The organism is Prescottella agglutinans (genome assembly GCF_004011865.1).
GTDB classification, from domain to species: Bacteria; Actinomycetota; Actinomycetes; order Mycobacteriales; family Mycobacteriaceae; genus Prescottella; species Prescottella agglutinans.
On the sequence record NZ_RKLP01000015.1, the window covers coordinates 88,927 to 112,970 of the forward strand.

Sequence of the window (24,044 nt, forward strand, 5' to 3'; positions counted from 1 at the left end):
GTCTCGGGACTTTGGTCCCTAGCGTCACTGGCACCGAAAGGGTTACACCGCTCGGACCTCCGAGTCGGAGCCCCGCAGAGTGTCAGGAGGCCGCAGTGACGACAGCGATGCAGCGATCGGTCGATCTCGGTTCGGTGGTGCCGATCCAGTCGGCTCAGGGACAGGGCGGCGAGATGTCGTCGGTGCTGGGGAAGGCCCGCTCGATCCTCGACGCCTTCGACAACGACCACAGCGACCTTTCGCTCACCGAGTTGACGCGCCGCAGCCGGGTCGCGAAGGCCACGGTGCACCGTCTCGCGGGCGAACTGGTCGAGTGGGGCCTGCTCGAGCGGGCCGGCACGAAGTACCGCCTGGGGCTGCGCCTGTTCGAGTTGGGACAGCTGGTGCCCCGGCAGCGGATCCTGCGCGACGCCGCGCTGCCGTACATGGAGGACCTGCTGCTCGCGACGCAGGAGACCGTGCACTTCGCGGTGCGGGATGGCATCGACGTCCTCTACATCGAGAAGATCATCGGGCACCGCGGGCTCAACCAGCAGTCCCGCGTCGCGGGCCGCCTCCCGCTGTACTGCACGGCCACCGGGAAGATGATCCTGGCGTTCTCGCCGCAGTCGGTGTTCGACGAGGTGGTCGAGCAGGGCTTCACCGCGCTCACCTCACGCACGACGATGTCGGTCTCGGTCCTGCGTCAGCAACTCGAGCGGATGCGCAAGGAACAGTTGGCGGTCGAGGTCGAGGAGACGCGACTCGGCTACATGAGTGTCGCGGTGCCGGTCTTCAGCGGGCCCACCACGATCGCCGGCGCGCTGTCGGTGACCGGTCCGACGGTCCGACTCAACGTCAGCCGGGTCACCGGTGCGCTGCGCACCGCGGGGATGGGGATCAGCCGCGCCCTGCACGCGATGAAGTGCACGCACTCGCCCGCCGACGCCGCGCGGGCGATGGCCTGCAGCCCCACGATGTGTTCGTTCAACGGCTGCGGCAAGTGAGCGGCGGTCAGCGGCCGGGAGCGATCCCGGCCGCTTCGGCGTCCCACGTGTGCGGCCCGACGCCGCGCTCCCGCAGCGCCGCCTTGCGGACCTTGCCCGTCTCGGTGAGCGGCAGGGCGCCGACGACGTCGACGTAGCGGGGTAGCGCAAAGTAGGCGAGGTGCGGTTCGGCGAACCGGCGCAGCTCGGCGGGATCGACGCGGCACCCGGGTCGCGCGACGACGGCGGCCATCACCTCGTCCTCCGCCAACTGCGACGGGACCGGGAAGACCGCGGCCTGCGCGACGGCGGGGTGCTGCGCCAGGACGTCCTCGACTTCGGCCGACGAGATGTTCTCGCCGCGCCGCCGGATCACGTCCTTGATCCGGTCGACGAAGCGGAACCAGCCGTCGGCGTCCCGCACCACCCGATCGCCGGTGGCGAGCCACGCGCCGGGCGTCGGGGGTGTGTCGCCGAGGTAGCCGAGCGCGAACGCACCGTCGAGGTCGGTGCGCACCAGCAGTTCGCCCGGGGTGCCGTCCGGGACCGGGGTGCCGGCCGGGTCGACGACGAGCGCGTCGTACCCCGGCATGATCGTGCCGAGGTGGCCCGCACGCCGGTCGCCGGGCGCGGTCCCGAGCACGAGATTGGTCTCGGTGGTGCCGAATCCGTCGATCAGCTCGACGCCGAACCGGTCCCGGAACGGCCGCCACAGCCGCTCCGGTGTCGCAGGGGACAGCGCGCGGGTCGCCCGATGCGCCCGGTCGTCCGGGGACGGCGGCCGGCCGGCCAGCATGGCGACCATCGCGCCGAGCAGGTACACGACGGTCGCGTCGGCGTCGGCGACCCGCCGCCAGTACTCGCGCACCGAGAAGTGCTGTCCCAGCACGAAGGTGCCGCCCGCCACCACGGCCTGGAAGAAGGCGTTGATGGCGTTGGTATGGAACAGCGGCAGCCCGTTGTAGAGGACGTCTTCGGCGTCCAGATCCAGCGATGCCCCCACGCCCAGCCCCCACCACAGGAACTGGGCGTGCGGGCACAGCACTCCCTTCGGCAGCCCGGTGGTGCCGGAGGTGAACAGCACGGCCGCCGGGTCGAGCGCCGATATCTTCTCCACGGGTGGCAGCGGCGGCGAATCCGGTTGCGGCGCCGAGGCAGTGCCGACGATCCACAGCTCGCCGCGGAAGCCGGCGGCCTCCACGCGCTCGGCGTACTCCGGTTCGACGAGCAGGCACCGTGCACCCGACGCCGCGAGGACGTGGCGCAGGGCGTCGCCGCGGAAGGCGGTGTTGAGCGGCACCGCGACGGCGCCCAGCCAGGCGCAGCCGAGGATCAGGTCGAGCGCCTCGATGCGGTTCGCCGTCATCGCGGCGACCCGGTCGCCGCGCCGGACCCCGCGGCGGGCGAGGGACCCGGCCATCGCGGCCGCGCGGTCCGCCAGTTCGCGGTAGTGCACCCGCACGGCACCGACGCGCAGCGCGGTGTGATCGCCGCGCCGGACGGCGCGGTCGAGCAGCAGCGCCGGAATCGTCATCGATTCCGGTAGCGGCAGTGCTCCGGTCACGGCGTCACGGCACGACGACGGCACGGCCGGCGACCTTGCCCTCGCGCATCAGCTGCAGCGCGTCGGCGATGTCGGCGAGCGGGAACTGCTGGACTGCGAGACGGATGTCGCCGGCGACGAGGCGGGCGATCATGTCCGGGGCGAGTTCGGCCTGGCGTGCGGTCTTGCGAATCATGTTGACCGGCAGGATCGCAACGTCGCTCAGCAACCAGTTCGGCAGGTCGATCGTGAGCTGAGTGCCGAGGGTGTAGCCGATCAGGGCGGCGCGACCGCCCGGCACGACACGCACGAGCAGGTGTGGCAGCGCGTCCCCGCCCAGGGTGTCGATCAGGACCTCCGCGACCGGGTCGGGGCCGAGGGCCTCGGCCACCTGCTCGCCGCGCCCGACGATCGGGCGGACACCCTCCGGCAGCAGCGCGACCTGGTCCGCGCGGGGCACCACGCCGATCACCTCGGAGGCCCCGGCGAGCAGCGCGAACTGCGCGGCCATCGACCCCACCGCGCCGGAGGCTCCCGACACGATGACCCGCTCGCCCACCCGGACATCGGCGACGTCGTGGACGGCCACGTATCCGGTGGTGCTGGGCAGCAGGAAGGTTGCCGCGATCGCCGGATCGAGACCCGAATCGAACGGGGTGAACGCCTTGTCCGAGGCCACGACGTACTCGGCCCAGCAGCCGTTCTTGAACAGCCCGATACCGCCGCCGCGCACCAGGACCCGGGTTCCGGGCTCGAAGGCGTCGGACTCGACGACGGTCCCGGCGCCGTCTGTGCCGCCGATGTGCGGCAGTTGCGGGCGGACGTCGAAGTTGCCGCTCGCGACCGTCATGTCGAGATGACCGAGAGCGGCGGCGTCGATACGGACCAGTGTCTGTCCGGCGGCCCGCGCGGGGACGTCGACCTCGTCGATCACGGGAGCCTGTCCGAAGCTGTGGAGCCGGGCGGCGCGCATGTGTTCTCCTTCTGGATCTTTCGAGCGGTGGGGCGGCGGGTGGGCCGTGGAATCAGGTCACCGGTCAGGTCAGGACGCCGTCGGCGCGCAGGCGGGCGACGGTCTCGGGCGGGTACCCGGCGACGTCGCGCAGCACGTCGTCGGTGTCGGCGCCGAGCAGCGGCGCCGCGCGGCGGATCGTCACCGGTGCACCTACGCGGACCGGGGCGCCCTCGTGCAGGAACCGACCGGCCTTCGGATGGTCACCGGGAACGTAGTAGCCGCGCGCCCGCAGGTGCGGGTCGCTCTCGACCAGGTCGCGGCCGTTCTGGACGGCACCGGCCGGGACGCCGACGGCCTGGAGGCGTTCGGCGACCGTCTCGGCGGGCAGGGACGCCGTCCACGAGGCGATCGCGCCGGCGATCTCGGCTTCGTGCTCGCGGCGTCCCGGCGCGGTGCGGAACCTGTTGTCGTCGGCCCATTCCGCCCGACCGAGCGTCTCGCACAGGTGTCGCCAGTCGGTGTCGTCGCGGACCGCGATCGCGCACCAGCGGTCGGTGCCGAGGCACCGGAAGACCCCGTGCGGCGACATGGTCGGGTGAGCATTGCCGATCGGGGCCGGGAACCGTCCGGTGCCGGTGGCCTGCACGACGCTGGTGCCCATGTGCGAGGCCATCGCCTCGAGCTGGGACAGGTCCACGTGCTGACCGCGGCCGGTGCGGTCGCGATGTTCGAGTGCGGCGAGGACGGCGGTCGCGGCCTGCAGTCCCGCCACGATGTCGCCGTGGCCGTAGATCACGCCCACCACCTCGTCGGCGCTCCACCCCGTCAGCGCCGTCAATCCTGTTGCCGCGGACACGATGTCGGCGTACGACACCCAGCCGCTGCGCGGGCCGGTGTGGCCCATCCCCGACATCGAGACGTACACGATGTCGGGGCGCAGTTCGCGCAGCCGCTCGTACCCGAAGCCCATCTTCTCCATGACGGTGGAACTGAAGTTCTCGACGACGACGTCGCTCTGCGCGATCAGGTCCGCCAGGACCTCGAGGCCGGCGGGGGAGCGGGTGTCGAGGGTGATGCTGCGCTTGTTCCGGTTGACGTCGTTGAAGTATCCGCTGGTGTCGGGGTCGTCGTGGGGTCCCCGGGACAGGTGCATGAACGGCGCGAACCGCGTCGGGTCCGGCCGGCCCAGCGACTCGACCTTGACGACGTCGGCGCCGTGGTCCGCCAGGATGCGGGTGCAGTACGGTCCGGCCAGCACCCAGGTGAGGTCCAGGACACGGATGCCGTCGAGCGGGAGTCTCGTCGAATCCTCCTCGGACACAGAGTGCTCCTCGACGGCCGATCGGTCGAGCAGGACCTGGTGCTCGCCGAGATCGGCCACCGCGAGATCCCGGGCGCGGGCGCCCTCGGGGAACGCGAAGCCGAAGCCCAAGTCGCGAGTCACGCCGTCCCGTGACACCACATCGACGAAGAAGTCGCGGTCGTTCAGTTGCGGGTTGACGAGCAGTTCGTCCGGGCGGTCGACGGCCGACCAGGGCAGCTTGCGGGTCTGCGCCGCGACCGCGAACTCCTCCTTGGTCCACTTGTCGAGGAAGCGCTGCACCACCTCGAAGATGTGTTCCTGGTGCCGCTTTCGTTCGATCGGATCGCTCCAGCGGGGATCGGTGAGGTCGTCGGCCGCGCCCTCCTCGACGAGCCACGCCAGCAGCGCGTCCCACATGCGAGGGCTGCCGCCCAGACCGCCGCCCAGGAAACCGTCGGCGGCGCGGAACAACCCGTGCGGCACCAGCGGATGCACCCGGCCCGGCCGGGGTGGCACCCGGTCCTCGTGCAGGTAGGCGAGCGTGCCCGCCTCGAGGCTCGCCGCGACGCACTCCTGCGCGGACACGTCGACGGGCGGCACCGGTCCCCGCCGGCGGGCCCGCAGACCCAGGAGCGCCGCGATCGCGGCGTTGACTCCGGCCAACTGTTCGGCCTGACCCTGGGGGAGCAGCAGGGGCGGACCGTCCGGGTCGCCGACCTGTGCCAGCATGCCGCCGAGGGCGGCGACGGTGAGATCCGTTGCGGCCCACCCGCTGCGCGGACCGTCGACGCCGAACGGGGACACCCGGACGTGGACGGTCGAACCGCACTGCACCGCAACCGGTTCGGCGCCCGGGGCGCTGCCGTCGAGGAAGATGTCGGACGCGGCGACCAGCCGCGCGAGGTCGTCGCGGCCGGCTTCCGCGTCGAGATCGACTACGACGGACTTCTTCCCGGCATGCCAGTGGGCGTAGGCGTGCCCGCCGAACTCGTGCCGGCTGGGATCGCCGCCGACCGGTTCGACGAGGACGACGTCGTAGCCGAGGCCGACGAGGACCCGTCCGGCGAAGCGGGTGAAGGGGCTCGACAGTTCGACCACCCGGATTGCGGATTCGACCACGGCTGCTCCGATCGGTGACGCGGGTTGTTCGGTGAGTGCGCCGACACTATGGCGGCAGCGCGTCCCGGGAAACGATTCCGTTCTGCTGACCGAACCGGGCGCGATCCGGCCGGCAGAACGGGGCGATCAATCGCCGTTCGCGTGCTCGGTCACCCAGCCGTGCAGCATCACCGTGTCGGTGTCGACGGATCCGGTGATCTTGCCCTGGTCCCGGAAGAACGTGACCAGGTCGTCGGCGCGGGCCGTGTCGTCGGCGGTGAAGTCGCGTCCGACGAAGTCGATCTGGGTCACCGTGCGCCTCGCCTCCGCGGGATCCATCTGGATCGCCGACGCGATCGCGGTGGCCGCGCGGTCGGGATCGGCGTTCACGATCGCGGCCGCGTCGGCGACGACGGCGAAGACCCGGGCCGCCAGGTCCTCGTTCGCGGCCAGCCACGACTCCGAGGTGAGCAGCCACTGCGAGTAGCGGGCACCGAAGTCGCCGCTGGTGCCGACGACGCGTCCGCCGGTGGCGACGGCCTGCGCGACCCACGGGTCGAACGAGATGAAGCCGTCGATGTCGCCGCGGGCGAGCAGCGCGGGCTGCTCGGGTGGGCTGGTGCTCACCAGTTTCACCGCGGCCGGGTCGAGACCGAGGCTGCGCAGGTACGCGTCCGTGAAGTACAGGCCGATCCCGGGGAACACCCCCATCGTCTTGATCGACTGCGGGGTGACGCCCGGCCGGAGCACCACCTGGAAGTAGCGGTCGGACTCCTCGTAGACGCCGAGCGCGCGCAGGCTCGGATTGGCGGCCATCACCGTGAGGGCAGTCGAGTCGGCGTTGCCGGACATCTCGGAGGTGCCGGCCACGACGTTCTGTGCGCTGGCGGCGCCGCCCTCGGTCTGGATGATCTGTACGTTCAGGCCCGCCGCCTCGAACAGGCCCTCCTTCTCGGCGACGAAGAACGGTGCGTAGGAAGGGTCGACGCCGACCGAGATGCGGACGAGTCCGTCGGGTGACGAGGCGGCCGACTCGGACGCGGGACGCGAACACGCGGTGGTGGCGACGGTGACCGCGGCCAGTGCCGCGACGGCGGCCAGTGCGCGGCGCCGGAATCTGGAGGTCATGGGGTGTCCTTCGTGCGGAGTGGGGTGGGCGGCGCGCGGACTCAGCGGCCGGTGAAGTGCGGTGCCCGCTTGTCGAGGAAGGCCTGCAGCCCCTCGGCGGTGTCGCGGGTGCGGATCAGTTCGAGGACGGCGGCGAACTCGAGATCGAGTGCCTCGTCGAGCGGCAGCGCGCGCCCGTCCTCGACGATCCGCTTGAGCAGGCCGATGGTGCGCGTCGGCTTCGCTGCCAGGTCGGCCGCGAGTTCGTCTGTACGGGAATCGAATCGGTCGTCGGGTACGACCTCGTCGACCAGGCCGATGCGCAGGGCTTCCGCGGCCGACAGCCGGGCCCCGTGGATCATCAGCAGCTTCGCGCGATGGGCCCCGAGGAGTCGCGGGAGTCGCTGACTGCCCCCCGCTCCGGGGAAGAGTCCGAGCCCCATCTCGGGGAACCCGATCGTCGCGGACTCCGTCATCACCCGGACGTCGCAGGCGAGGGAGAGTTCCGCGCCGCCGCCGAGGGCGTGGCCGTTCAGGGCTGCGACAACGGGTTTCGGCGCGGCCTCCAGCAGTTTCTGCACGTCGACCCACGGCCGCATCGCGCGCTGCGTCTCCTCGGTGAGCTCACGCATGACCCGGATGTCGGCGCCGGCGACGAAGAACCTTCCGGTCCCGCGCACGACGATGCACCGGACGTCGGGGTCCGCGGCCAGCGGGGGCAGCGCGGTGAGCAGTTCGGCGATCAGGGCCGGATCGAACGCGTTGGCCGGCGGCCGATCGATCCTGACGGTGGCGACGCCGTTCGAGACGGTCACGTCCACGCACTGCGTGAGGGGTGGGCTGTCGGTCGTCATGGCGGCTCCAGGTCTCGGTGACACGGGTCCGGCGAACCCGTTGAGAGGAGCCGAGTATCGATGGGAATGGCACGAGTGAGCACCACCATCGGTCCGGTGGATGAACCGGAATGTCCTTGTTCACGAACGGTTGCCGGCCGTGGCGGTGCGGCCGTCGAGGCTCGGTCCCGGTCGGCGCCGAGCGGTCTCTGCTGCCGGCTGATAGCGTTCGAACCGTACCAATCGGTTCCTGTTCTACCGACCGGCAAGGGGTGTCGCAGTGATCAGCACGAACGATCTTTTCACCATCATTCTCAACCTGGCATTCTCTGCGGGCTCGTCCGGCTTCGGCATCAGCGGGTCGGGCGGCAGCCCGGTGAATCCGCCGGCATAGCGTTCGACGCTCCACAGGCGTCGTTGTGCTCCGGACGAAAGAGTCCGGAGCACAGCCATTTGTCGGGGTGCCACGCGACGATGCACGGCTGCCGGATCCCGGGAAGCGCGAAATGCGCGGTGCGCGAGACCTGCTCGCACACCGCGCACTCGCGCCGTGATCCTGCCGTCAGAGCAGGTGGACCCTCTTGTAGAGCACCTTCGACGGGCCGCCGACCAGGCCGACACTGTCGAGGAAGCTCATGAGCTTCGAACCCGACGTGCGGATCCTGTCGTGATGATGCTTGTTGGTGCGCGCGACCTCGAGCGCGCGTTCCTTGTCGAGACCGGCGTTCGCGTACACGTCGGGGTGGATCATGCTCTTCATGACGAAGTAGACGGTGGCAGCGGTGCTGACCCGCTCGAATGCCCTCCGGGCACGGGAAGCGCCCTGCAACCGGCGCGTGACCTCTTCGCGGGCGAAGCGGATGTGCCGCGCCTCCTCGAGGACGTGGATCTTGCTGACGGTGCGGGTGATCGGCTGGACCCGCTCGTCCTTCATGAAGTCGCGCTGCATCATGTCGAGGATCTCCTCGGCCGCCATGACGCTCGCATACGCGTTGGCGCCACGGAAGAGACCACCCCACAGGCGGCCGGCCCTGTGGATGAACGTGATCGGGCCGTAGTCGGGCATCCCGAACTTCTCGCCGGCCCGCGCGAACATCACCGAGTGACGGCACTCGTCGGCGACCTCGGTGAGCGCGAACTGCACGTGGCGCGAATGCTTGTCGCGACCGTAGACGTCGCGCAGCAGCATCTGCATGAGCAGGATCTCGAACCACAGGCCCACGCTCGAGACGCTCGCGGCCTCGTGCTTGGTGAGCTCGATCTTCTGCTCGTCCGTCATCTCGTCCCACAGCGGCGTGCCGTACAGCGTGCTCCACTCGGGCGTGAGGCCGAACTTGTCGGTGGGCAGCGGTGCCTCCCAGTCGACCTCGACCATCGGGTCGTACGACTTGCGCGCCGAGGAGGCCAGCAATCGCCGCGCGGTCTCCTCCCGGTCCGACACCGGCGGAGCTGTGCGAGTCGACGGAGTCGCAGTGGTCATGACTTCCCCTCGTTCGGTCACGGCCGCTGTCGCGGCGAGCCATCTGTGTGTGACTGCAGGTAACTGTTAGCTGAACCATACAATGACCATTGTCACAATGGCAATGGGGAGACGGGGTCTGCGCGGCCGGTCAGTGCTGCCGACTTCCTCCCAGTTCGGCGGCCACGTCGCGGACCAACGCCCCGACCTCGGCGTAGCGATCGGGCGTCAGGCGGCTGTCCGGACCGCTGACGACGACGGCGCCGATCGGCGTTCCGGTCGCGTCCAGGATGGCGGCGGCGATGCTCGTCGAACCCGGTTGGACGGCGCCCTCGCACAGTGACCAGCCGCGGGTGACGATCTCGGCGTACGCGGCGTCGTCGAGCAGTGATTCGGGGTGTGTGGTGAGTCCTTCCCGCGCCTCCGGGGAGAGTCGTGAGCAGATCGCGCGCCCTGCCGCACTGGTCTCCGGCGGGTGGATCTGACCGACCTGGAGTGCGGTGCGCACGATCTGCTTTCCCTCGGCGACGTCCACGACCACGATCACCGATTCGTCGACGAGCGCTAGATGTGCGGTCTCGCCCGTCGCGTCGCGAAGGGATCCGAGAAGTGGCCGAGCGCGGGTGGGGAGTGTCGACGACGCGAGGGCCTTGCCCGCCACGGTGAGTGGTCTCATGGAAACCTCCCATCGTGGCGGTGAATCCGGCAGGGGGTGAAGCCATCCCGCGTCGTGCAGGGTGGCGAGCGTGCGCTGGAGTGCGCTCTTGTCCTCGTCGAGCACGCGTGAGAGCTCGGTCAGCCCGATCGGTTGGTGGGCGGCGATCGCCTCGATGACACGGAGGCCGCGCGCGAGGGTGCCCAAAGTCTTGACTGCGATCTGGATCACTCCTAATGTGTATCTGCAAATGATACTTACTATCACATAGTGATACATCACATGGCAAGGCCCCCACGAAGTGGGCCCCACGTGATCTCCCGAAGGAGCGTGTCGTGACGGCTGTCAATCAGGAACTCGACCCCGAACTCTTCAACCCCGAGCCCGAACCGGCCGAGGTCAAGTACACGGTCATCTCCGTGGACGACCATGTGGTCGAGCCGGCGCACCTGTTCGAGACATGGATGCCCGCAGCCCTCAGGGACCGCGCACCGCGGATCCTCGAGGGCGAGGACGGCTCGCAGGTCTGGGAGTTCGACGGCAACATCTACTCCCAGGTCGGCATGAACGCCGTCGCGGGCCGCCGCAAGGAGTCGGTGAAGTACGAGCCCTTCCGTTTCGACCAGATGCGTCCCGGCTGCTACGACATTCACGCCCGCGTCAAGGACATGGACCTCGGCGGCATCTGGGCGATGCTCAACTTCCCGTCCCAGATCACCGGCTTCTGCGGTCGTGTCTTCGCGCATGCGTCCGACAAGGAGGTCGGCATCGCCGCGGTGCGGGCGTGGAACGACTGGCTCTACAACGAGTGGTACCTCGAGTACCCGACGCGCGTGATCCCCGGTGGCATCACCTATCTCACCGATCCGGTCGAGGCGGTCAAGGAGATCGAGCGCAACGCCGCGCGCGGCTTCACGTCGGTCACCTTCCCGGAGCGTCCGCACGCGATCGGCCTTCCCTCGCTGTGGGATCGCGATCACTGGGATCCGATCATCCAGGCCTGCGTCGACACCGACACGGTGATCTCGCTGCACGTCGGCAGCTCGGGCATGTACCAGTACCCGCAGGGCGCACCGGGACTTCAGCTGGGCGCCACCATGTTCGGCCAGCTGTCCCTGGCCGCGTGCAGCGAGTGGCTGTGGTCGGGCTACCCCAAGGAGCACCCGACGCTGAAGATCGCGATGAGCGAGGGCGGCATCGGCTGGGTGCCGATGCTGATCGACCGCCTCGACAACATCATCGACCGGTCCGGGTACGGCCTGGGCTGGGCGGAGCGCCCGTCCGACGTTCTGCGCCGCAACTTCTGGTTCTGCACGCTCGACGACCCGTCCACCATCGCGCTGCGTCACGTCATCGGTGTCGAGAACATCATGCTGGAGACGGATTACCCGCACGGCGACGGCACGTGGCCGCACACCCAGAGCGTCCTCGAGAACTACTGGGGCGACATCCCCGCCGACGAGATGCGGAAGATGTGCAGCGAGAACGCCGCCAAGCTCTACCGCCACCCGCTGCCCGAGATCGTCCTGCCCCGAGGCTGAGAGGAATCCGTCGATGAGTTTCACCCCCACCGCGGACCGGTTGATTCCGGAACTCGATCCGCGCGAAGAGATCGTCCTGCTCGGCCGCACGCTGTGGAACGAGGGCTACCGCGACCACCTGGCCGGCCACATCACCTACAACCTGGGCGACGGCACGCTGCTGTGCAACCCGTGGTTGCTCACGTGGGAGGAGATGTGTCCGGAGGACGTGCTGCGAATCGATTTGCAGGGCAACCTGATCGACGGCGACTGGCCGGTGCCGCTCGGGATCCCGTTGCACCTGGCGCTGCACAACGCACGCCCCGACGTGGTGTGGGCGCTGCACAACCATTCCGAGTACGGCACGGTGTGGGGCGACATCAAGGAGGTACCGCCCGCGTACGACCAGAGCTCGAGCCTCGGCGGCGGCGAGCTGGTCCTGGTCGACGAGTACGACGGTGCCGTCAACAGCATGGAGGCCGCGGAGAAGGCGGTCCGGGCGATCGGTGACGCGGATCGGGCGCTGCTGGGCGGACACGGCGTCTTCGTCATCGCGGACACCGCGCGGGCGGTCTACCTCCGCGCGGTGGCGCTCGAACAGCGATGCAAGAACGCGTGGATGGTGCGTGTCGCGGGCGGACCGGACAAGACGTCGCTCCCGGACTGGTGGCTCGACCGGCAGCTGAAGAACGACGGCAACGGCTACCACGGCTTCTGGGAGGCGGCGGTGCGCGCGGCGTTGCGCGCCGAACCGGCGCTCGCGCAAAAGATTCTGTCCCGGCCGCGATGACCGTGACATCGACACCCGTGGAGGCGGGACCGGCCGAGGCCCGTCCCGCTTCCGCGGAACGCGCCGCGGACATCTTCACGTGCCGTGAGGTCATCCGGATCATCTCCGGGATCGAGCGGCGCCCGCCGGGCGAACGGCTCGACGAGTACTACTGGGCGGAACTGCTGGGCGGCTGCACGGAGGGCGAGGTGCTCGAGGCGACGTGGGACCACTATCGTCGGCACTCCCGCCCGATCTGGCCGGCGGACATCCTGACCTGGGTGGCGGCCCGCCGTGTGGCCGGCGAGCAGGTAGCCCGATGAGTGCGACGGTGGTCCTCGTCCCGGACGAGCGCGGTGTGCCGGCGCTCGCCGGGATTCCGAACGTCCGGGCCGTCGTGTACGACCCGGACGTGCCGCGGTTGCCGGACGACGCCGGTGCCGCGGAGGTGCTGGTGGTGCAGCGCCTCGATCCCGCCGGCTCGGGCCCGCTGTTGGCGCAGTTGCCGGGGCTGCGGATGGTTCAGCTGTTCAGTTCCGGGGTCGAACGTTGGGAGAACGCCGTGCCCGACGGGGTCCGGGTGTCGAACGCGGACCATGCCCACGGCCGCACCGTCGCGGAATGGGTTGTCGCGCAATTGCTGTGCCATTTCCGGGATCTCGCCGCGTATCGGGTGAAGCAGTCGGAAAAGCGGTGGGACACGCACCGTACCGGCACGCTCGCGCGGAAGCGGGTGCTGGTGTTCGGTGCCGGCGACATCGGCGAGAACGTTCGCCGGATGCTCGAGCCGTTCGGATGCGTAGTCACCCTGGTCGGCCGGACGACCCGCGACGGGGTGGTGGACGTCGGGGCCGCGATGGACCGACTCGGCGAGCAGGATGTCGTGGTTCTCGCTGTGCCGCTGAGCGATTCGACGGCGCACCTCGTGGACGCCGGCTTTCTGGCGGCGATGCGGGACGACGCGGTCCTGGTGAACGCCGGCCGGGGTGGTCTCGTCGACACGCGGGCACTCCTCGACGCCGCTCGCACAGGCCGTATCCACGCGATCCTCGACGTCACCGATCCCGAACCGCTTCCCGCCGACCATCCGCTGTGGACCGCGCCGGGGGTGGTCGTGACGCCGCACGCCGCGGGGATCACCGACGACGTGCTCGACCGGTGTTGGGCTGCGGTCGCGCGCAAGGTCGCGGCGTACGTCGGGGCCGGTGCGGAGGTGTCGCTGTGAGGGCATTCGGGTTCGACTGGCAGTGGCGGGCGTCCGGCGAGCCGCTCAGCATCGAGGACTACCGCCGTGCCGCGGGCCGAAAGGTGCCGCGGATGGTGTGGTCGTACATCGAAGGCGGTGCCGACGATCTGCGGACCGTCGCGGGCAAGCGGTCGGCCTTCGACGACTGGTGGCTGGTGCCGAGTGCGCTCGCCGGCCACGACACCCACGGCCTCGCCACCGAGGTTGCAGGGCTGCCGATCTCGATGCCGGTCCTCACCGCGCCCACGGGCTTCAACGGGCTCACCCGGTGGAGCGGCGACCTCGACGCGATCCGGGCGGCGGAACGCGTGGGAACCCGCTGCGTCGTGAGCACGGCGTCGACGTGGTCGGTCGAGGAGATCGCGGACGCGGCCGCCGCGCAGCACGCCTTCCAGCTGTACCCGGGCGCGGGTGGGGTGGCCGCGGCGCTCATGCGCCGCGCCTGGGCTGCCGGATTCCGATCGCTGTTCGTGACGGTCGACGTCCCGACCGTCGGGAACCGGGAGGGTGAGAAGCGGGCGGGGATGGGGGTGCCTCCCGTCCTGACGCCGCGTCGACTGCTCGACGTCTCGCGGCACCCGAGATGGGCGTACGACGTCGTCCGTCATCGACGGATCGGCGGCCGCAACCTCGCGTCCGGGGACGGCGTGACCGCCGCCCTCGCATCGATCGAGGTCCAGGAGCGCCACCTCGTGCAGTCCCGGTTGAACTGGGACGACCTGGCCTGGATGCGGGACAACTGGCAGGGCACCCTCCACCTCAAGGGGGTGCTGCGGCCCGAGGACGCGGCGCGGGCGGTCGATCTCGGCCTCGACGGTGTCGTCGTGTCGAATCACGGTGGCCGCCAGCTGGACGGCTGCATGCCGTCGGTGACGGCCTTGCCGGCGGTGGCCGACGCCGTCGCCGGGCGGGCCGAGGTGCTGCTCGACGGCGGGATCCGGCGGGGGACGGACGTGATCAAGGCGCTCGCTCTCGGCGCGGACGCGGTGCTGATCGGCCGGCCGGCGCTCTACGGGATGGCGGTGGCCGGTGACCGCGGTGTCGAGCACGTGCTCACGCTCCTGCGCGGGGAGATCGAGCGAGGCCTGACGCTGCTGGGGGTCCGGGACGTCCGGGATCTGAACCGCTCGCACGTGCGCCCGGCTGTGCCCGGCGATCAGAACGCGGTTTCTGTGCAGGCGATTACCACCCAGTGAGACTCGCGCCACAACGGAGACGAATTCATCGGTATCAAGAATCCCGTTCCACACAGATGCCTGCTCGAGGAGGACTGCAATGGGTAACCCGGTGATCGTGGATGTGGCGAGGTCTCCGATCGGTCGGCGTGGTGGCTGGCTGTCCGGACTGCACGCCGCGGAACTGCTCGGTGCCGTGCAGTCCGGGATCCTCGAGCGTCTCGACCTCGATCCGGCGCTCATCGAGCAGGTGATCGGTGGCTGCGTCACGCAGGCGGGCGAGCAGGCGTCGAACGTGAGCCGCAACGCGTGGCTGCACGCGGGCCTGCCGGAGCGCACGGGTGTGACGACCATCGACGCGCAGTGCGGGTCCGGGCAGCAGTCGGTGCAGTTGATCGCGGCGCAGATCGCCGCCGGCGTCATCGACGCCGGCCTGGCGTGCGGCGTCGAGGCGATGTCCCGGGTGCCGCTGCTGTCGAACATCAAGGGCGATGTCGGCAGCCCCAAGCCGGCGGACTGGACCGTGGACATCCCGGCCCAGTTCGAGGGCGCCGACCGCATCGCCCGGCGCCGCGGATTCACCCGCGAGGACCTCGACGCGTTCGGGCTGCGGTCGCAGCAGCGGGCGGCGCAGGCGTGGGCGGACGGCCGCTTCGATCGGGCGATCATCCCGGTCAAGGCGCCCGGCGCGGACGGCGGCGCACCCGCCGAGGTGTCCCGCGACCAGGGGCTGCGGGAGACGTCGATGGAGGCCCTCGCCCGCCTGAAGCCCGTCCTCGACGGGGGCCTGCACACCGCGGGCACGTCGTCACAGATCTCGGACGGGGCGGCCGCGGCGGTGCTGATGGACGAGGCGGTGGCGCGGGGACTGGGCCTGCGCCCGCGGGCCCGGATCGTCGCCCAGTGCCTGATCGGTGCGGAGACGCACTTCCTGCTCGACGGCCCGGTGCAGGCCACCGAGTACCTGCTCGGGCGCACCGGCCTGACCGTCGGGGACATCGACCTCTTCGAGGTCAACGAGGCGTTCGCGGCGGTCCCGATGTCGATGGCCCGCGTGCACGGCATCGACGAGGACCGGCTCAACGTGGGCGGCGGGGCGATCGCGCTGGGCCACCCGGTGGGCTCGTCCGGTGTCCGGTTGATCGGTGCGGTGATCGACGAACTCGAGCGCCGCGACGGCGAACGCGCACTCGTCGCGGTGTGCGCCGGCGGCGCGATGGCGACCGGGGCGATCATCGAGCGCATCTGATGCCCGCCCAGCTCACGGGACTCGACGGGAAGGTCGCGGTCGTCACCGGCGCCGGGCGGATGCGTTCGATCGGCCGGGAGACCGCGGTCGAACTCGCCCGTGCCGGTTGCGATGTCGTCGTCACCGGCACGGGACGCACGCCGGACCGCTACACCGATGAGGAGAAGGCCGCCGGCTGGCGCGACATCGAATCCGTTGCCGACGAGATTCGCGCGCTGGGTCGGAAGGCGACCGCCGTGGTCGCCGACGTCGCCGACGAGGACTCGGTGAACGCACTGTGCGCCCGGGTGCAGGAGGAGTTCGGCGGGGTGGACGTCCTCGTCAACAACGCCGCCGCGTCCCGCGGCGGCGATCGCGTGCCGGTGACCGAACTCGACGTCGACGTCTGGGACCGGGTTCTCCGAGTCAACCTGCGGGGCACCTTCCTGATGAGCCGGGCCTTCGCACGGGCGATGGTCGAGCGGGGCGCGGGCGGGTGCATCGTCAACATCTCCTCGATCGGCGGGAAGACGGGCGGCGCCAACACTGCCGCGTACGCCGCATCGAAGGCCGCAGTCCAGTCGTTGACGTCGTCGATGGCCAAGGAACTGGGGCCGTCGGGGATCCGGGTGAACGCCCTGTGCCCGGGGGTCACCTCCACGAGCCGACTCGACGACTGGCCCGCGGATGTCTGGCAGAAATACGTGGAGGCCAACATCCCGCTGCAGCGGGCCGGCAATCCGCGTGAGGTGGCCTGGGCCGCAGTCTTTCTGGGCAGCGACCAGGCTGCCTGGGTGAGCGGCCAATCCTGGAACGTCGACGGTGGCCAGTTGACGATCCGCTGATCCGGGCCGGTCACCCGGCCCCGAACGATCCTTCCCCGGAGAGGTGTTGTGATGTCCGAGCTTCGTCGAGTACCGGATGCGCGCGCGGAAGCCGTTGCGCGGCTGACGGCGCCGGGTGCGGCCTTCGAGATCGTGGAGGAGCCGGTGCGGGGCGCGGCGATGCCGGTGTTCCGCAACCGGTACAGATCCCTGCACCGGTTGCTGGTCGAGTCGGCTCGCTACGGTGATGCCGAGTATCTCGTGTGCGATGACCTACGGCTCACCTTCACCGAGCACCTCGATCGGGTTGCCTCGCTCGCGCAGGAACTGCGGTCCCGATACGGCATCGGCAAGGGTGACCGGGTTGCGATCCTGTCCGCCAACAACGCCGAGTGGATCATGACGTTCTGGGCGGCCACCGCGCTCGGCGCCGTCACGGTCGGCATGAACTCGCTGTGGTCGGCCCGCGAGATCGAGTACGGCGTGGAGCTTTCCGAGCCCAGCCTGATCGTGGCCGACGCCCCGCGCCGGGAACTGCTCGGCACGGTGGACATGCCTGTCCTGACCGTCGAGCACGACATCCCGGCGATGTCGACGGCCCACCCGGGCGCGGAGCTGCCGGTACCCGATGTGGACGAGGAGGACCCGGCGGTCATCCTCTTCACCAGTGGGACCACCGGCCGGCCCAAGGGAGCGACCCACTCGCAGCGGAACATGGTGGCCGCGGTGGACTTCCACCGGTTCAACGACGCATTGGCAACCGAACTCGGCAGGGCACCGGGTGGTCGACGATTCCTGTTGGCGACACCGCTCTTCCACATCGCGGCGCTGCACAATCTCGCCGTACCGCGCCTCGCGTTCGGTGACACCGCGGTGATCACCACCGGCCGATTCGACATCGACCGGGTGTTGCGGCTGATCGAACGCGAGCGCGTGACGAACTGGGGCGCCGTCCCCACCATGGTGAGCCGGATCGTCGAACACGGTGACCTCTCGGGTTACGACCTGTCGTCGTTGCAGACGATCTCGGTCAGTTCGGCGCCGTCGTCGGCCGCTCTCAAGGAGCGGCTGCGCCAGACGCTGCCGGTGGCGGGCCGCTCCCTCGGTACCACCTACGGATTGACGGAATCATCTTCGGCGGCAACCATTGCCACCGCAGCCGACCTGGCCGAGCGTCCAGATACGGTCGGGACCGCCGTGCCGACCATGAGTGTCGAGATCCGGGACGAGCACGGCGCGCGGGTGCCGGACGGTGTGGAGGGCGAGATCTGTGTCCGAGGCCCCCTGGTGATGCTCGGGTATTGGAACAACCCCGAGGCGACCGCGGCGGCGATCGACGACGCGGGCTGGATGCAGACGGGCGATCTGGGGATACTGGAGGACGGACACCTCCGGATCAGCAGTCGTCGTTCCGATCTCATACTTCGTGGTGGCGAGAACGTCTACCCCGTCGAGGTCGAGAACGTCCTCGCCGAGCATCCCGCGGTGCGCGAGTGCATCGTGCTGGGCGTCGAGCATCCGGACCTCGGCGAGGAGGTGTGCGCGGTCGCCGTGGTCGCGGAGGGCGACGCGGTCACCGCCCCGGACCTGGAGGCATTCATGGTCGAACGTATTGCGCGGTACAAGGTTCCGACGCGATGGACGCTCACGACGACCGAACTCCCGAGAAACGCGACCGGAAAGGTCAAGCGGCAAGAGGTGGTGCTCTCGGCCGAGTAGTCGCAGGATTCGTTCCGTCCCGCAGAGGGTGCTGCCGGTGCAGCGCCCTCCGCGGCGTGCCTGCGAACCACCGTCCGCTAGCAGGGCAGTTTACCGAAAACGCCTATACGGCAGTGAAATACGCCACACATCTTCGGCGACGAGCTGATATGGTCTGATCCGCCACGGCGGGAGATCGCATCGTCGACGTCCCTCGTGCCATCAAGCAGCCACAGCGTGTCGGGCGGCCGTGCCCGACGTCTGTACCGCAGTGGAGAGCTGTCCCGTTCGCTGCGGACAGCGTGACCCCCGACAAGCACACACCGTCTACCCCCGATCGGCACAGCTCGGTTCGTCGTGGACATGCAGGAGGACATCAATGAGGGAGAAGTGGATCCGCGGGTCGAGGAATCTCGCGGCGTTGGCGGCGGCCGCGGCAGTACTGGCGGCGTGCGGTGGTGGTGCGTCTTCGTCGACGCCGTCGGGCGCCTCCGGTGAGCTCGACCCGACGGCCGTCCTGCGTGTCACCGCGAGCGCGCCGACTCGCAACCTGGATCCGTACCTGCAGACCAGCTACGGCGGATGGGGTTATCTCACACCGGTGTTCGATCGGTTGACCGTCGTGGACGGGGAGGGGAACCTCCAGCCCGGACTCGCCGAGTCGTGGGAGTTCGCACCGGACGGTTCGTATCTCGAGCTGAAGCTGCGTCGCGGCGTCGTGTTCCACGACGGTGCGCCGTTCGATGCCGCTGCGGTGGCCGCGAACATCCAGCGAGGCAAGACGATGGAGGGCAGCACGGTCGTGGCCGCGCTGAAGAACATCACGAACGTCGAGGTCGTGGACGACCACACCGTGCGCCTGCGGCTGGCACCCGGTACCGGTGTGGAACTGCCCGGTGTCTTCAGCTCCAACGTCGGAATGATGGTCAGCCCCACAGCTATTGCCGCAGGTGCAGACCTGCGCAACAATCCGGGACAGGCCGGTTCGGGCGCGTATGTGGTCACCGCCTACGTCCCGGAGGAGTCGGTCACGCTCGCGCGCGCCGAGGGCACGAACTGGGATCCGGAGGCCGGTAAGGTCGCGGGTATCGAGTTCAAGTGGGTCGCGGACGCGAGCACTCGCCTGAACGGGATCAAGACCGGAGCCACCGATCTGAGCTGGGTGAGCTCGGCCAACGAGGTCGTCGAGGCGGGATCGCTCTCCAAGAGTGGCACGCTCGACGTCACCGAGGTCCCCTTCCGGAACGTACTCGGCCTCTACATGCGTCCTCAGGGCGATCTCGCCAAGCCCGAGGTGCGGCAGGCGGTGGCGTCGGCCATCGACCCGGCCGCGATCGGCGCGCTGTTCTCCGACACCTGCACGCCGAACCGTCAGCTGTACCCGGCCGGAAGTTGGTCGGCGGACGAGTCGTACCAGTACCCCTACCAGTTCGACCTCGAGAAGGCGAAGAGCCTCGTGCAGGCCGCGGGCGGTGCGAAGGTCACGCTGACCTTCGCGGCGGGTACCAACACGGAGAAGCCGGCGAACGTCATCCAGTCCACGTTGTCGCAGGCTGGGATCGACGCGGAACTCAACCCGGTCCCCAACACGCAGAACGAGCCCCGCTACATCGCCGGTGACTTCCAGTCGATGGTCGCGAACAGCTTCAGCCCCAAGGTCGACCCGGCCGAGACGGTCAACTACTTCCTGACCGGCTCCTACGACCTGGCCAACGGCAACCCGCAGATCAAGGAACTCGCCGCGAAGGCCGCCGATCCGACTCTGCCGGAGGAGGATCGGGCGCCGCTCTACAACCAGATCTGGGACCTGACGCTGAAGGAGGCGATGTTCGTGCCGATCTGCAACCAGACCAACGCCACCGTCTCCACCGCGAAGGTCGTGGGCACCGAGGACATGCCGTGGGTCAATCTGGGGATCTTCGACGTCCGGCACGTGGGGATGACCAAGTAGTTCCGTCCGGAGACCGACACCTGCCGAGACTCTAGGGGCTGACGATGCTGCGTTATGCCGGCCGACGGTTGCTGGCGGCGATTCCGCTGCTGTTGATCGTGCCGTTGTTGATATTCCTGTTGATCGATTTCGCGCCCGGGGATCCCGCGGTGATCCTCGCGGGGGAGGACCCGTCGCCCGAGCGACTCGAGCAGTTGCGCGCCACACTGCATCTGGATCAGAACGTGTTCGTGCGGTATCTGGACTGGGTGGGCGGGGTGCTCCGGGGTGACCTCGGGGTCTCGCTGCTGTCGGATCAGTCGGTGGCCGAGTTGCTGTTCCGGCGCATGGCGACGACGCTGTCGCTGGTCGGGTTCGCGATGGTGCTCGCAGTGGTGATCGGTGTCGTGCTCGGTGTGCTGGGATCCCTGCGTCCGGGCGGGGTGGTCGATCGCGGGATCAACGTGATCGCGTCGATCGCGATCGCGATCCCGGCCTTCTGGTTCGGCCTGGTGCTGGTGTCGCTGTTCGCGGTGTCGAATCAGATCTTCCCGGCGTTCGGGTACGTCCCGCTCTCGGACGGTGTGGTGCCGTGGTTCCAGCACCTGGTGCTGCCGGGTGTCGCGCTGGCGTTGCTGCCGGCGGCGGAGGTGACGCTGCAGTTGCGTTCGGCCCTCGGACAGGTGATGGGCAGCGACTACATCCTCAACGCCAAGGCCCGCGGGCTGGGGCAGGCGAGCGTGATCCTCAAGCACGGCCTGAAGAACGCCTGCATCCCGGTGGTGACGGTCCTCGGCTTCCGGGTCGCCGAGGTCCTCGGCGGTGCGGTGACGATCGAGATCATCTACAGCATGCCGGGGATGGGTTCGCTTGCCGTCAACAGCGTTCAGAACCATGACGTTCCGGTGCTGCTCGGGTTCGTGCTGTTCACCACCTGTGTGGTCGTGATCGTCAATCTGCTGGTCGACATCTCGTACGGCTACTTCAATCCGAAGGTGCGCGCATGACAACGACTTTGCCTTCCGACACCGCGCCGGAGCGCATTCCCGGCACCGCTGGGCGGGTGTGGGGCTTCGCGCGACGGCGTCCGGCTGCGGTGATCGCCGGTACGTTCGTGCTGCTGTTGGTGGTGATGGCGGTCTTCGCGCCGCTGCTGGCACCGTACGATCCGTACGCGCAGGAGGTGGTGAACCGACTGCAGCCGCCGTCGTCGGTGCACTGGCTGGGCACCGACGACTACGGCCGGGATGTGCTCAGCCGGTTGATCTACGGTGCGCGGATCTCGCTCCAGGCGTCGTTGCAGGCGGTTGCGCTGGCACTGGTGCTGGGGTTGCCCTTCGGTGTGATCGCCGGTTACCTCGGTGGCTGGGTCGACACGGTGCTGACCCGGATCATGGACGCGCTCATGAGCGCACCGTCCCTGGTACTCGCGATCACGATCGTTGCGGTTCTCGGTTCGGGGATCACGAACGCGATGCTCGCGGTCGGTCTGGTGATGGCACCTCGCTTCTACCGCGTCGCGCGGGCGTCGACGATGGACGTGCGTGGGGACACCTACATCGAGGCGTCGGTGGCGTTGGGGTGCACGATGTCCCGGACGATCGTGCGGCACATCCTGCCGAACGTGATGCCGCCGATCGTCCTGGTGATCTCCGTTTCACTGGGCACCGCGGTCGCCGCGGAGGCGAGCCTGAGCTTCCTCGGGCTCGGCGCCAAGCCGCCGGCCGCGAGCTGGGGATCGATGCTCAGCACCGCCGCGTCGAACATGCAGCTCGCTCCGTACCTGGTGTGGCCGCCCGGCGTGATGATCTTCCTGACCGTGTTGGCGTTCACCTATCTCGGCGACGGTGTGCGCCGCGCCCTGACGAGGAGTCGCAATGGCAGCAACTGACACGCTCGTCCGCACCGACGGGACTCCCGTCGATCCCACGGCACCGCTGCTGCGGGTGCGGGACCTGACCGTGCAGTTCCGGGCCGGCCGCAAGGACTGGGTCACCGCGGTCGACGGGGTCTCCTTCGAGGTCGCTGCCGGTGAATCCGTCGCCCTGGTCGGTGAATCCGGCTCCGGCAAGACCGTGTCCTCGCTCGCGGTGATGGGGTTGACGCCAGACACCGGCGGCCGGATCGCCCGTGGCAGTGTCGAATTCGACGGCCGTGACCTGACGGCACTGCCGGCCAAGGAATGGCGCAACCTGCGCGGCACGGGAATGGGCATGATCTTCCAGCAGCCCATCCGCTCCCTCAACCCCGCCTACACGGTCGGCGATCAGATCGCGGAATCGGTGCGCAAGCACCTCGGTCTCGACCGCAAGGCGGCGATGGCCCGTGCCGTCGAGATGCTCGAGCTGGTGCAGATCCCGCGCGCGGCGGACCGCGTGCGCGAGTATCCGCACGCGTTCAGCGGCGGCATGTGCCAGCGGGTGATGATCGCGATGGTCATGGCATGCAATCCGCGCCTGCTGATCGCGGACGAGCCGACCACCGCCCTGGACGTGACGGTGCAGGAGACGATCCTGGATCTGCTGCGGGACCTGCAGGAGCAGACCGGGGTGTCGCTGTTGTTCGTCACCCACGACCTCGGTGTGGTCGCCGAACTGTGCCGCCGCGTCGTCGTCATGTACGCCGGCGAGGTCATCGAGGACGGACCGGCCGACGGGGTGTTCTTCGCCCCGCAGCACCCCTACACGTCGGGGCTGCTCGCGTCGATCCCGCGCCCGGGGATGACCGCGGATCGCCGTCTGACCGCGATCCCGGGCCGGATCCCCGCGGCGGGGGAGTGGCCCGCGGGCTGCCACTTCCACGACCGCTGCGCCCACGCCCGGACCGGGCTGTGCGATGTCACCCACCCCGCGCTGACCGACACCGCACCCGGTCGCGCCGCGCGCTGTCTGCGCGTGACCGATCTGCAGCTACGAGGAGTGGAGGCGCCATGAGCCTGCTCGAGGTCACGAACCTGACGAAGTCGTTCTCCACCCGCCGCGACTTCCTGGGTCGTCGCACCGGGTGGACGCACGCCGTGCAGGACGTCTCGTTCACGCTCGATGCGGGGGAATGCCTTGCCGTCGTCGGCGAGTCCGGTGCCGGCAAGTCCACCGTCGGGCGGATGGTGCTCCGGCTGATCGAACCCGACACGGGCACAGTCACGTTCGATGGCAAGAACGTCCTCGCCGCGAAACCGACACGGCTGCGCGAGATGCGGCGCGGCATGCAGATGATCTGCCAGGACCCGCACAGCTCGCTCGACCCCCGGATGACCGTGGCCGACGCGGTCGCCGAACCACTGATCGTGCACAGCGACCTCGATCGGGCGGCCCGGCGGCGGCGCGCACAGGAACTGCTCGACAGGGTCGGCATCGGATCCCGCTACCTCGGTCGGTACCCGGCCGAGCTCTCCGGCGGTCAGCTCCAGCGCGTCGCGATCGCCCGGGCGCTCACGCTCGAGCCGAAGATGATCGTCTGTGACGAGCCCGTTGCCGCGCTGGATGTCTCGGTGCGGGCCCAGGTGCTCAACCTGCTGCGCGATCTGCAGAAGGAGCTGGGTCTGGCCTACCTGTTCGTGTGCCACGACCTCGCGCTCATCGAGGTCATCGCCGACCGCGTGATGGTCATGAAGTCCGGTGCGGTCGTCGAGTCCGGCACCGTCGACGAGATCTACCACGCGCCCCGCGAGGAGTACACGCGCCAGCTGCTCGACGCCATTCCCGTCCCAGTCCCGCGGGCCGCGCGTCGCCCGTGA

21 protein-coding genes are annotated in these 24,044 nt (G+C 69.5%); 14 read left to right on the forward strand and 7 right to left on the reverse strand.

Annotated features, from left to right (window positions below):
• The first annotated feature begins 95 nt into the window (after positions 1–95).
• Positions 96–986 (forward strand): IclR family transcriptional regulator, encoded by an 891-nt coding sequence (locus EGT67_RS24030; RefSeq protein WP_241566219.1) that lies wholly within the window; start codon positions 96–98, stop codon positions 984–986.
• A 7-nt stretch (positions 987–993) separates the two neighbouring features.
• Here EGT67_RS24030 and EGT67_RS24035 read toward each other — a convergent pair whose 3' ends face one another.
• The 7 genes from EGT67_RS24035 to EGT67_RS24065 all read right to left on the reverse strand — a co-directional run bounded on the left by EGT67_RS24035 (position 994) and on the right by EGT67_RS24065 (position 10,149).
• Entirely contained in the window at positions 994–2,499 is a 1,506-nt protein-coding gene (locus EGT67_RS24035; protein WP_127918670.1) for an AMP-binding protein, read from the reverse strand.
• A 34-nt stretch (positions 2,500–2,533) separates the two neighbouring features.
• Positions 2,534–3,481: a quinone oxidoreductase family protein gene (locus EGT67_RS24040; protein ID WP_127918623.1), complete on the reverse strand. Its 948-nt coding sequence runs from the start codon at positions 3,479–3,481 to the stop codon at positions 2,534–2,536.
• A 64-nt stretch (positions 3,482–3,545) separates the two neighbouring features.
• Complete coding sequence (locus EGT67_RS24045) at positions 3,546–5,885, reverse strand: CaiB/BaiF CoA-transferase family protein (RefSeq protein WP_127918624.1); 2,340 nt, start codon at positions 5,883–5,885, stop codon at positions 3,546–3,548.
• A gap of 126 nt (positions 5,886–6,011) precedes the next feature.
• Positions 6,012–6,992 (reverse strand): ABC transporter substrate-binding protein, encoded by a 981-nt coding sequence (locus EGT67_RS24050; RefSeq protein WP_127918625.1) that lies wholly within the window; start codon positions 6,990–6,992, stop codon positions 6,012–6,014.
• Positions 6,993–7,033: 41 nt separating this feature from the next.
• A complete protein-coding gene (locus EGT67_RS24055; protein WP_127918626.1) occupies positions 7,034–7,825 on the reverse strand; it encodes an enoyl-CoA hydratase/isomerase family protein in 792 nt (263 codons plus the stop codon).
• A 541-nt stretch (positions 7,826–8,366) separates the two neighbouring features.
• On the reverse strand, positions 8,367–9,284 hold the full coding sequence (locus tag EGT67_RS24060) for an AurF N-oxygenase family protein (RefSeq protein ID WP_127918627.1): 918 nt from the start codon (positions 9,282–9,284) through the stop codon (positions 8,367–8,369).
• A 130-nt stretch (positions 9,285–9,414) separates the two neighbouring features.
• A complete protein-coding gene (locus tag EGT67_RS24065; protein ID WP_127918628.1) occupies positions 9,415–10,149 on the reverse strand; it encodes an IclR family transcriptional regulator in 735 nt (244 codons plus the stop codon).
• A gap of 104 nt (positions 10,150–10,253) precedes the next feature.
• Between EGT67_RS24065 and EGT67_RS24070 the strand changes: the two genes are divergently transcribed.
• The 13 genes from EGT67_RS24070 (at position 10,254) to EGT67_RS24130 (ending at position 24,044) form a co-directional block, all read left to right on the forward strand.
• The gene (locus EGT67_RS24070; RefSeq protein ID WP_127918629.1) at positions 10,254–11,459 is read left to right on the forward strand and encodes an amidohydrolase family protein; all 1,206 of its coding nucleotides are present in this window, start codon (positions 10,254–10,256) and stop codon (positions 11,457–11,459) included.
• A 13-nt stretch (positions 11,460–11,472) separates the two neighbouring features.
• On the forward strand, positions 11,473–12,228 hold the full coding sequence (locus tag EGT67_RS24075; RefSeq protein WP_127918630.1) for a class II aldolase/adducin family protein: 756 nt from the start codon (positions 11,473–11,475) through the stop codon (positions 12,226–12,228).
• Positions 12,225–12,530: a galactose-1-phosphate uridylyltransferase gene (locus EGT67_RS24080; RefSeq protein ID WP_127918631.1), complete on the forward strand. Its 306-nt coding sequence runs from the start codon at positions 12,225–12,227 to the stop codon at positions 12,528–12,530. Before EGT67_RS24075 ends, EGT67_RS24080 begins: the two co-directional genes overlap by 4 nt.
• Complete coding sequence (locus EGT67_RS24085) at positions 12,527–13,432, forward strand: NAD(P)-dependent oxidoreductase (RefSeq protein ID WP_127918632.1); 906 nt, start codon at positions 12,527–12,529, stop codon at positions 13,430–13,432. The genes EGT67_RS24080 and EGT67_RS24085 overlap by 4 nt, the downstream gene beginning before the upstream one ends.
• Positions 13,429–14,649 carry an alpha-hydroxy acid oxidase gene (locus tag EGT67_RS24090; protein ID WP_127918633.1) on the forward strand — a complete coding sequence of 407 codons (1,221 nt, stop codon included), beginning with the start codon at positions 13,429–13,431 and terminating at the stop codon, positions 14,647–14,649. The genes EGT67_RS24085 and EGT67_RS24090 overlap by 4 nt, the downstream gene beginning before the upstream one ends.
• A 79-nt stretch (positions 14,650–14,728) precedes the next feature.
• Complete coding sequence (locus EGT67_RS24095; protein ID WP_127918634.1) at positions 14,729–15,877, forward strand: steroid 3-ketoacyl-CoA thiolase; 1,149 nt, start codon at positions 14,729–14,731, stop codon at positions 15,875–15,877.
• Complete coding sequence (locus EGT67_RS24100) at positions 15,877–16,701, forward strand: SDR family NAD(P)-dependent oxidoreductase (protein ID WP_127918635.1); 825 nt, start codon at positions 15,877–15,879, stop codon at positions 16,699–16,701. Before EGT67_RS24095 ends, EGT67_RS24100 begins: the two co-directional genes overlap by 1 nt.
• Positions 16,702–16,752: 51 nt before the next feature.
• Entirely contained in the window at positions 16,753–18,399 is a 1,647-nt protein-coding gene (casG, locus tag EGT67_RS24105) for a steroid-24-oyl-CoA synthetase (RefSeq protein ID WP_127918636.1), read from the forward strand.
• 358 nt (positions 18,400–18,757) lie between these two features.
• Positions 18,758–20,329: an ABC transporter substrate-binding protein gene (locus EGT67_RS24110; protein WP_127918637.1), complete on the forward strand. Its 1,572-nt coding sequence runs from the start codon at positions 18,758–18,760 to the stop codon at positions 20,327–20,329.
• A 44-nt stretch (positions 20,330–20,373) separates the two neighbouring features.
• Positions 20,374–21,315: an ABC transporter permease gene (locus EGT67_RS24115; protein WP_127918638.1), complete on the forward strand. Its 942-nt coding sequence runs from the start codon at positions 20,374–20,376 to the stop codon at positions 21,313–21,315.
• Entirely contained in the window at positions 21,312–22,199 is an 888-nt protein-coding gene (locus EGT67_RS24120) for an ABC transporter permease (RefSeq protein ID WP_241566220.1), read from the forward strand. The genes EGT67_RS24115 and EGT67_RS24120 overlap by 4 nt, the downstream gene beginning before the upstream one ends.
• Positions 22,186–23,241 carry an ABC transporter ATP-binding protein gene (locus EGT67_RS24125; RefSeq protein ID WP_127918639.1) on the forward strand — a complete coding sequence of 352 codons (1,056 nt, stop codon included), beginning with the start codon at positions 22,186–22,188 and terminating at the stop codon, positions 23,239–23,241. The genes EGT67_RS24120 and EGT67_RS24125 overlap by 14 nt, the downstream gene beginning before the upstream one ends.
• The gene (locus EGT67_RS24130; RefSeq protein WP_127918640.1) at positions 23,238–24,044 is read left to right on the forward strand and encodes an ATP-binding cassette domain-containing protein; all 807 of its coding nucleotides are present in this window, start codon (positions 23,238–23,240) and stop codon (positions 24,042–24,044) included. Before EGT67_RS24125 ends, EGT67_RS24130 begins: the two co-directional genes overlap by 4 nt.

Bases quoted from the DNA above. Each gene is read 5' to 3' on its own strand.
- EGT67_RS24035 (WP_127918670.1), bottom strand. From the start codon at position 2,499: ATGACGATTCCGGCGCTGCTGCTCGACCGCGCCGTCCGGCGCGGCGAT.
- EGT67_RS24040 (WP_127918623.1), bottom strand. From the start codon at position 3,481: ATGCGCGCCGCCCGGCTCCACAGCTTCGGACAGGCTCCCGTGATCGAC.
- EGT67_RS24050 (WP_127918625.1), bottom strand. From the start codon at position 6,992: ATGACCTCCAGATTCCGGCGCCGCGCACTGGCCGCCGTCGCGGCACTG.
- EGT67_RS24055 (WP_127918626.1), bottom strand. From the start codon at position 7,825: ATGACGACCGACAGCCCACCCCTCACGCAGTGCGTGGACGTGACCGTC.
- EGT67_RS24060 (WP_127918627.1), bottom strand. From the start codon at position 9,284: ATGACCACTGCGACTCCGTCGACTCGCACAGCTCCGCCGGTGTCGGAC.
- EGT67_RS24075 (WP_127918630.1), top strand. From the start codon at position 11,473: ATGAGTTTCACCCCCACCGCGGACCGGTTGATTCCGGAACTCGATCCG.
- EGT67_RS24080 (WP_127918631.1), top strand. From the start codon at position 12,225: ATGACCGTGACATCGACACCCGTGGAGGCGGGACCGGCCGAGGCCCGT.
- EGT67_RS24085 (WP_127918632.1), top strand. From the start codon at position 12,527: ATGAGTGCGACGGTGGTCCTCGTCCCGGACGAGCGCGGTGTGCCGGCG.
- EGT67_RS24095 (WP_127918634.1), top strand. From the start codon at position 14,729: ATGGGTAACCCGGTGATCGTGGATGTGGCGAGGTCTCCGATCGGTCGG.
- EGT67_RS24100 (WP_127918635.1), top strand. From the start codon at position 15,877: ATGCCCGCCCAGCTCACGGGACTCGACGGGAAGGTCGCGGTCGTCACC.
- casG (WP_127918636.1), top strand. From the start codon at position 16,753: ATGTCCGAGCTTCGTCGAGTACCGGATGCGCGCGCGGAAGCCGTTGCG.
- EGT67_RS24110 (WP_127918637.1), top strand. From the start codon at position 18,758: ATGAGGGAGAAGTGGATCCGCGGGTCGAGGAATCTCGCGGCGTTGGCG.
- EGT67_RS24115 (WP_127918638.1), top strand. From the start codon at position 20,374: ATGCTGCGTTATGCCGGCCGACGGTTGCTGGCGGCGATTCCGCTGCTG.
- EGT67_RS24120 (WP_241566220.1), top strand. From the start codon at position 21,312: ATGACAACGACTTTGCCTTCCGACACCGCGCCGGAGCGCATTCCCGGC.
- EGT67_RS24125 (WP_127918639.1), top strand. From the start codon at position 22,186: ATGGCAGCAACTGACACGCTCGTCCGCACCGACGGGACTCCCGTCGAT.
- EGT67_RS24130 (WP_127918640.1), top strand. From the start codon at position 23,238: ATGAGCCTGCTCGAGGTCACGAACCTGACGAAGTCGTTCTCCACCCGC.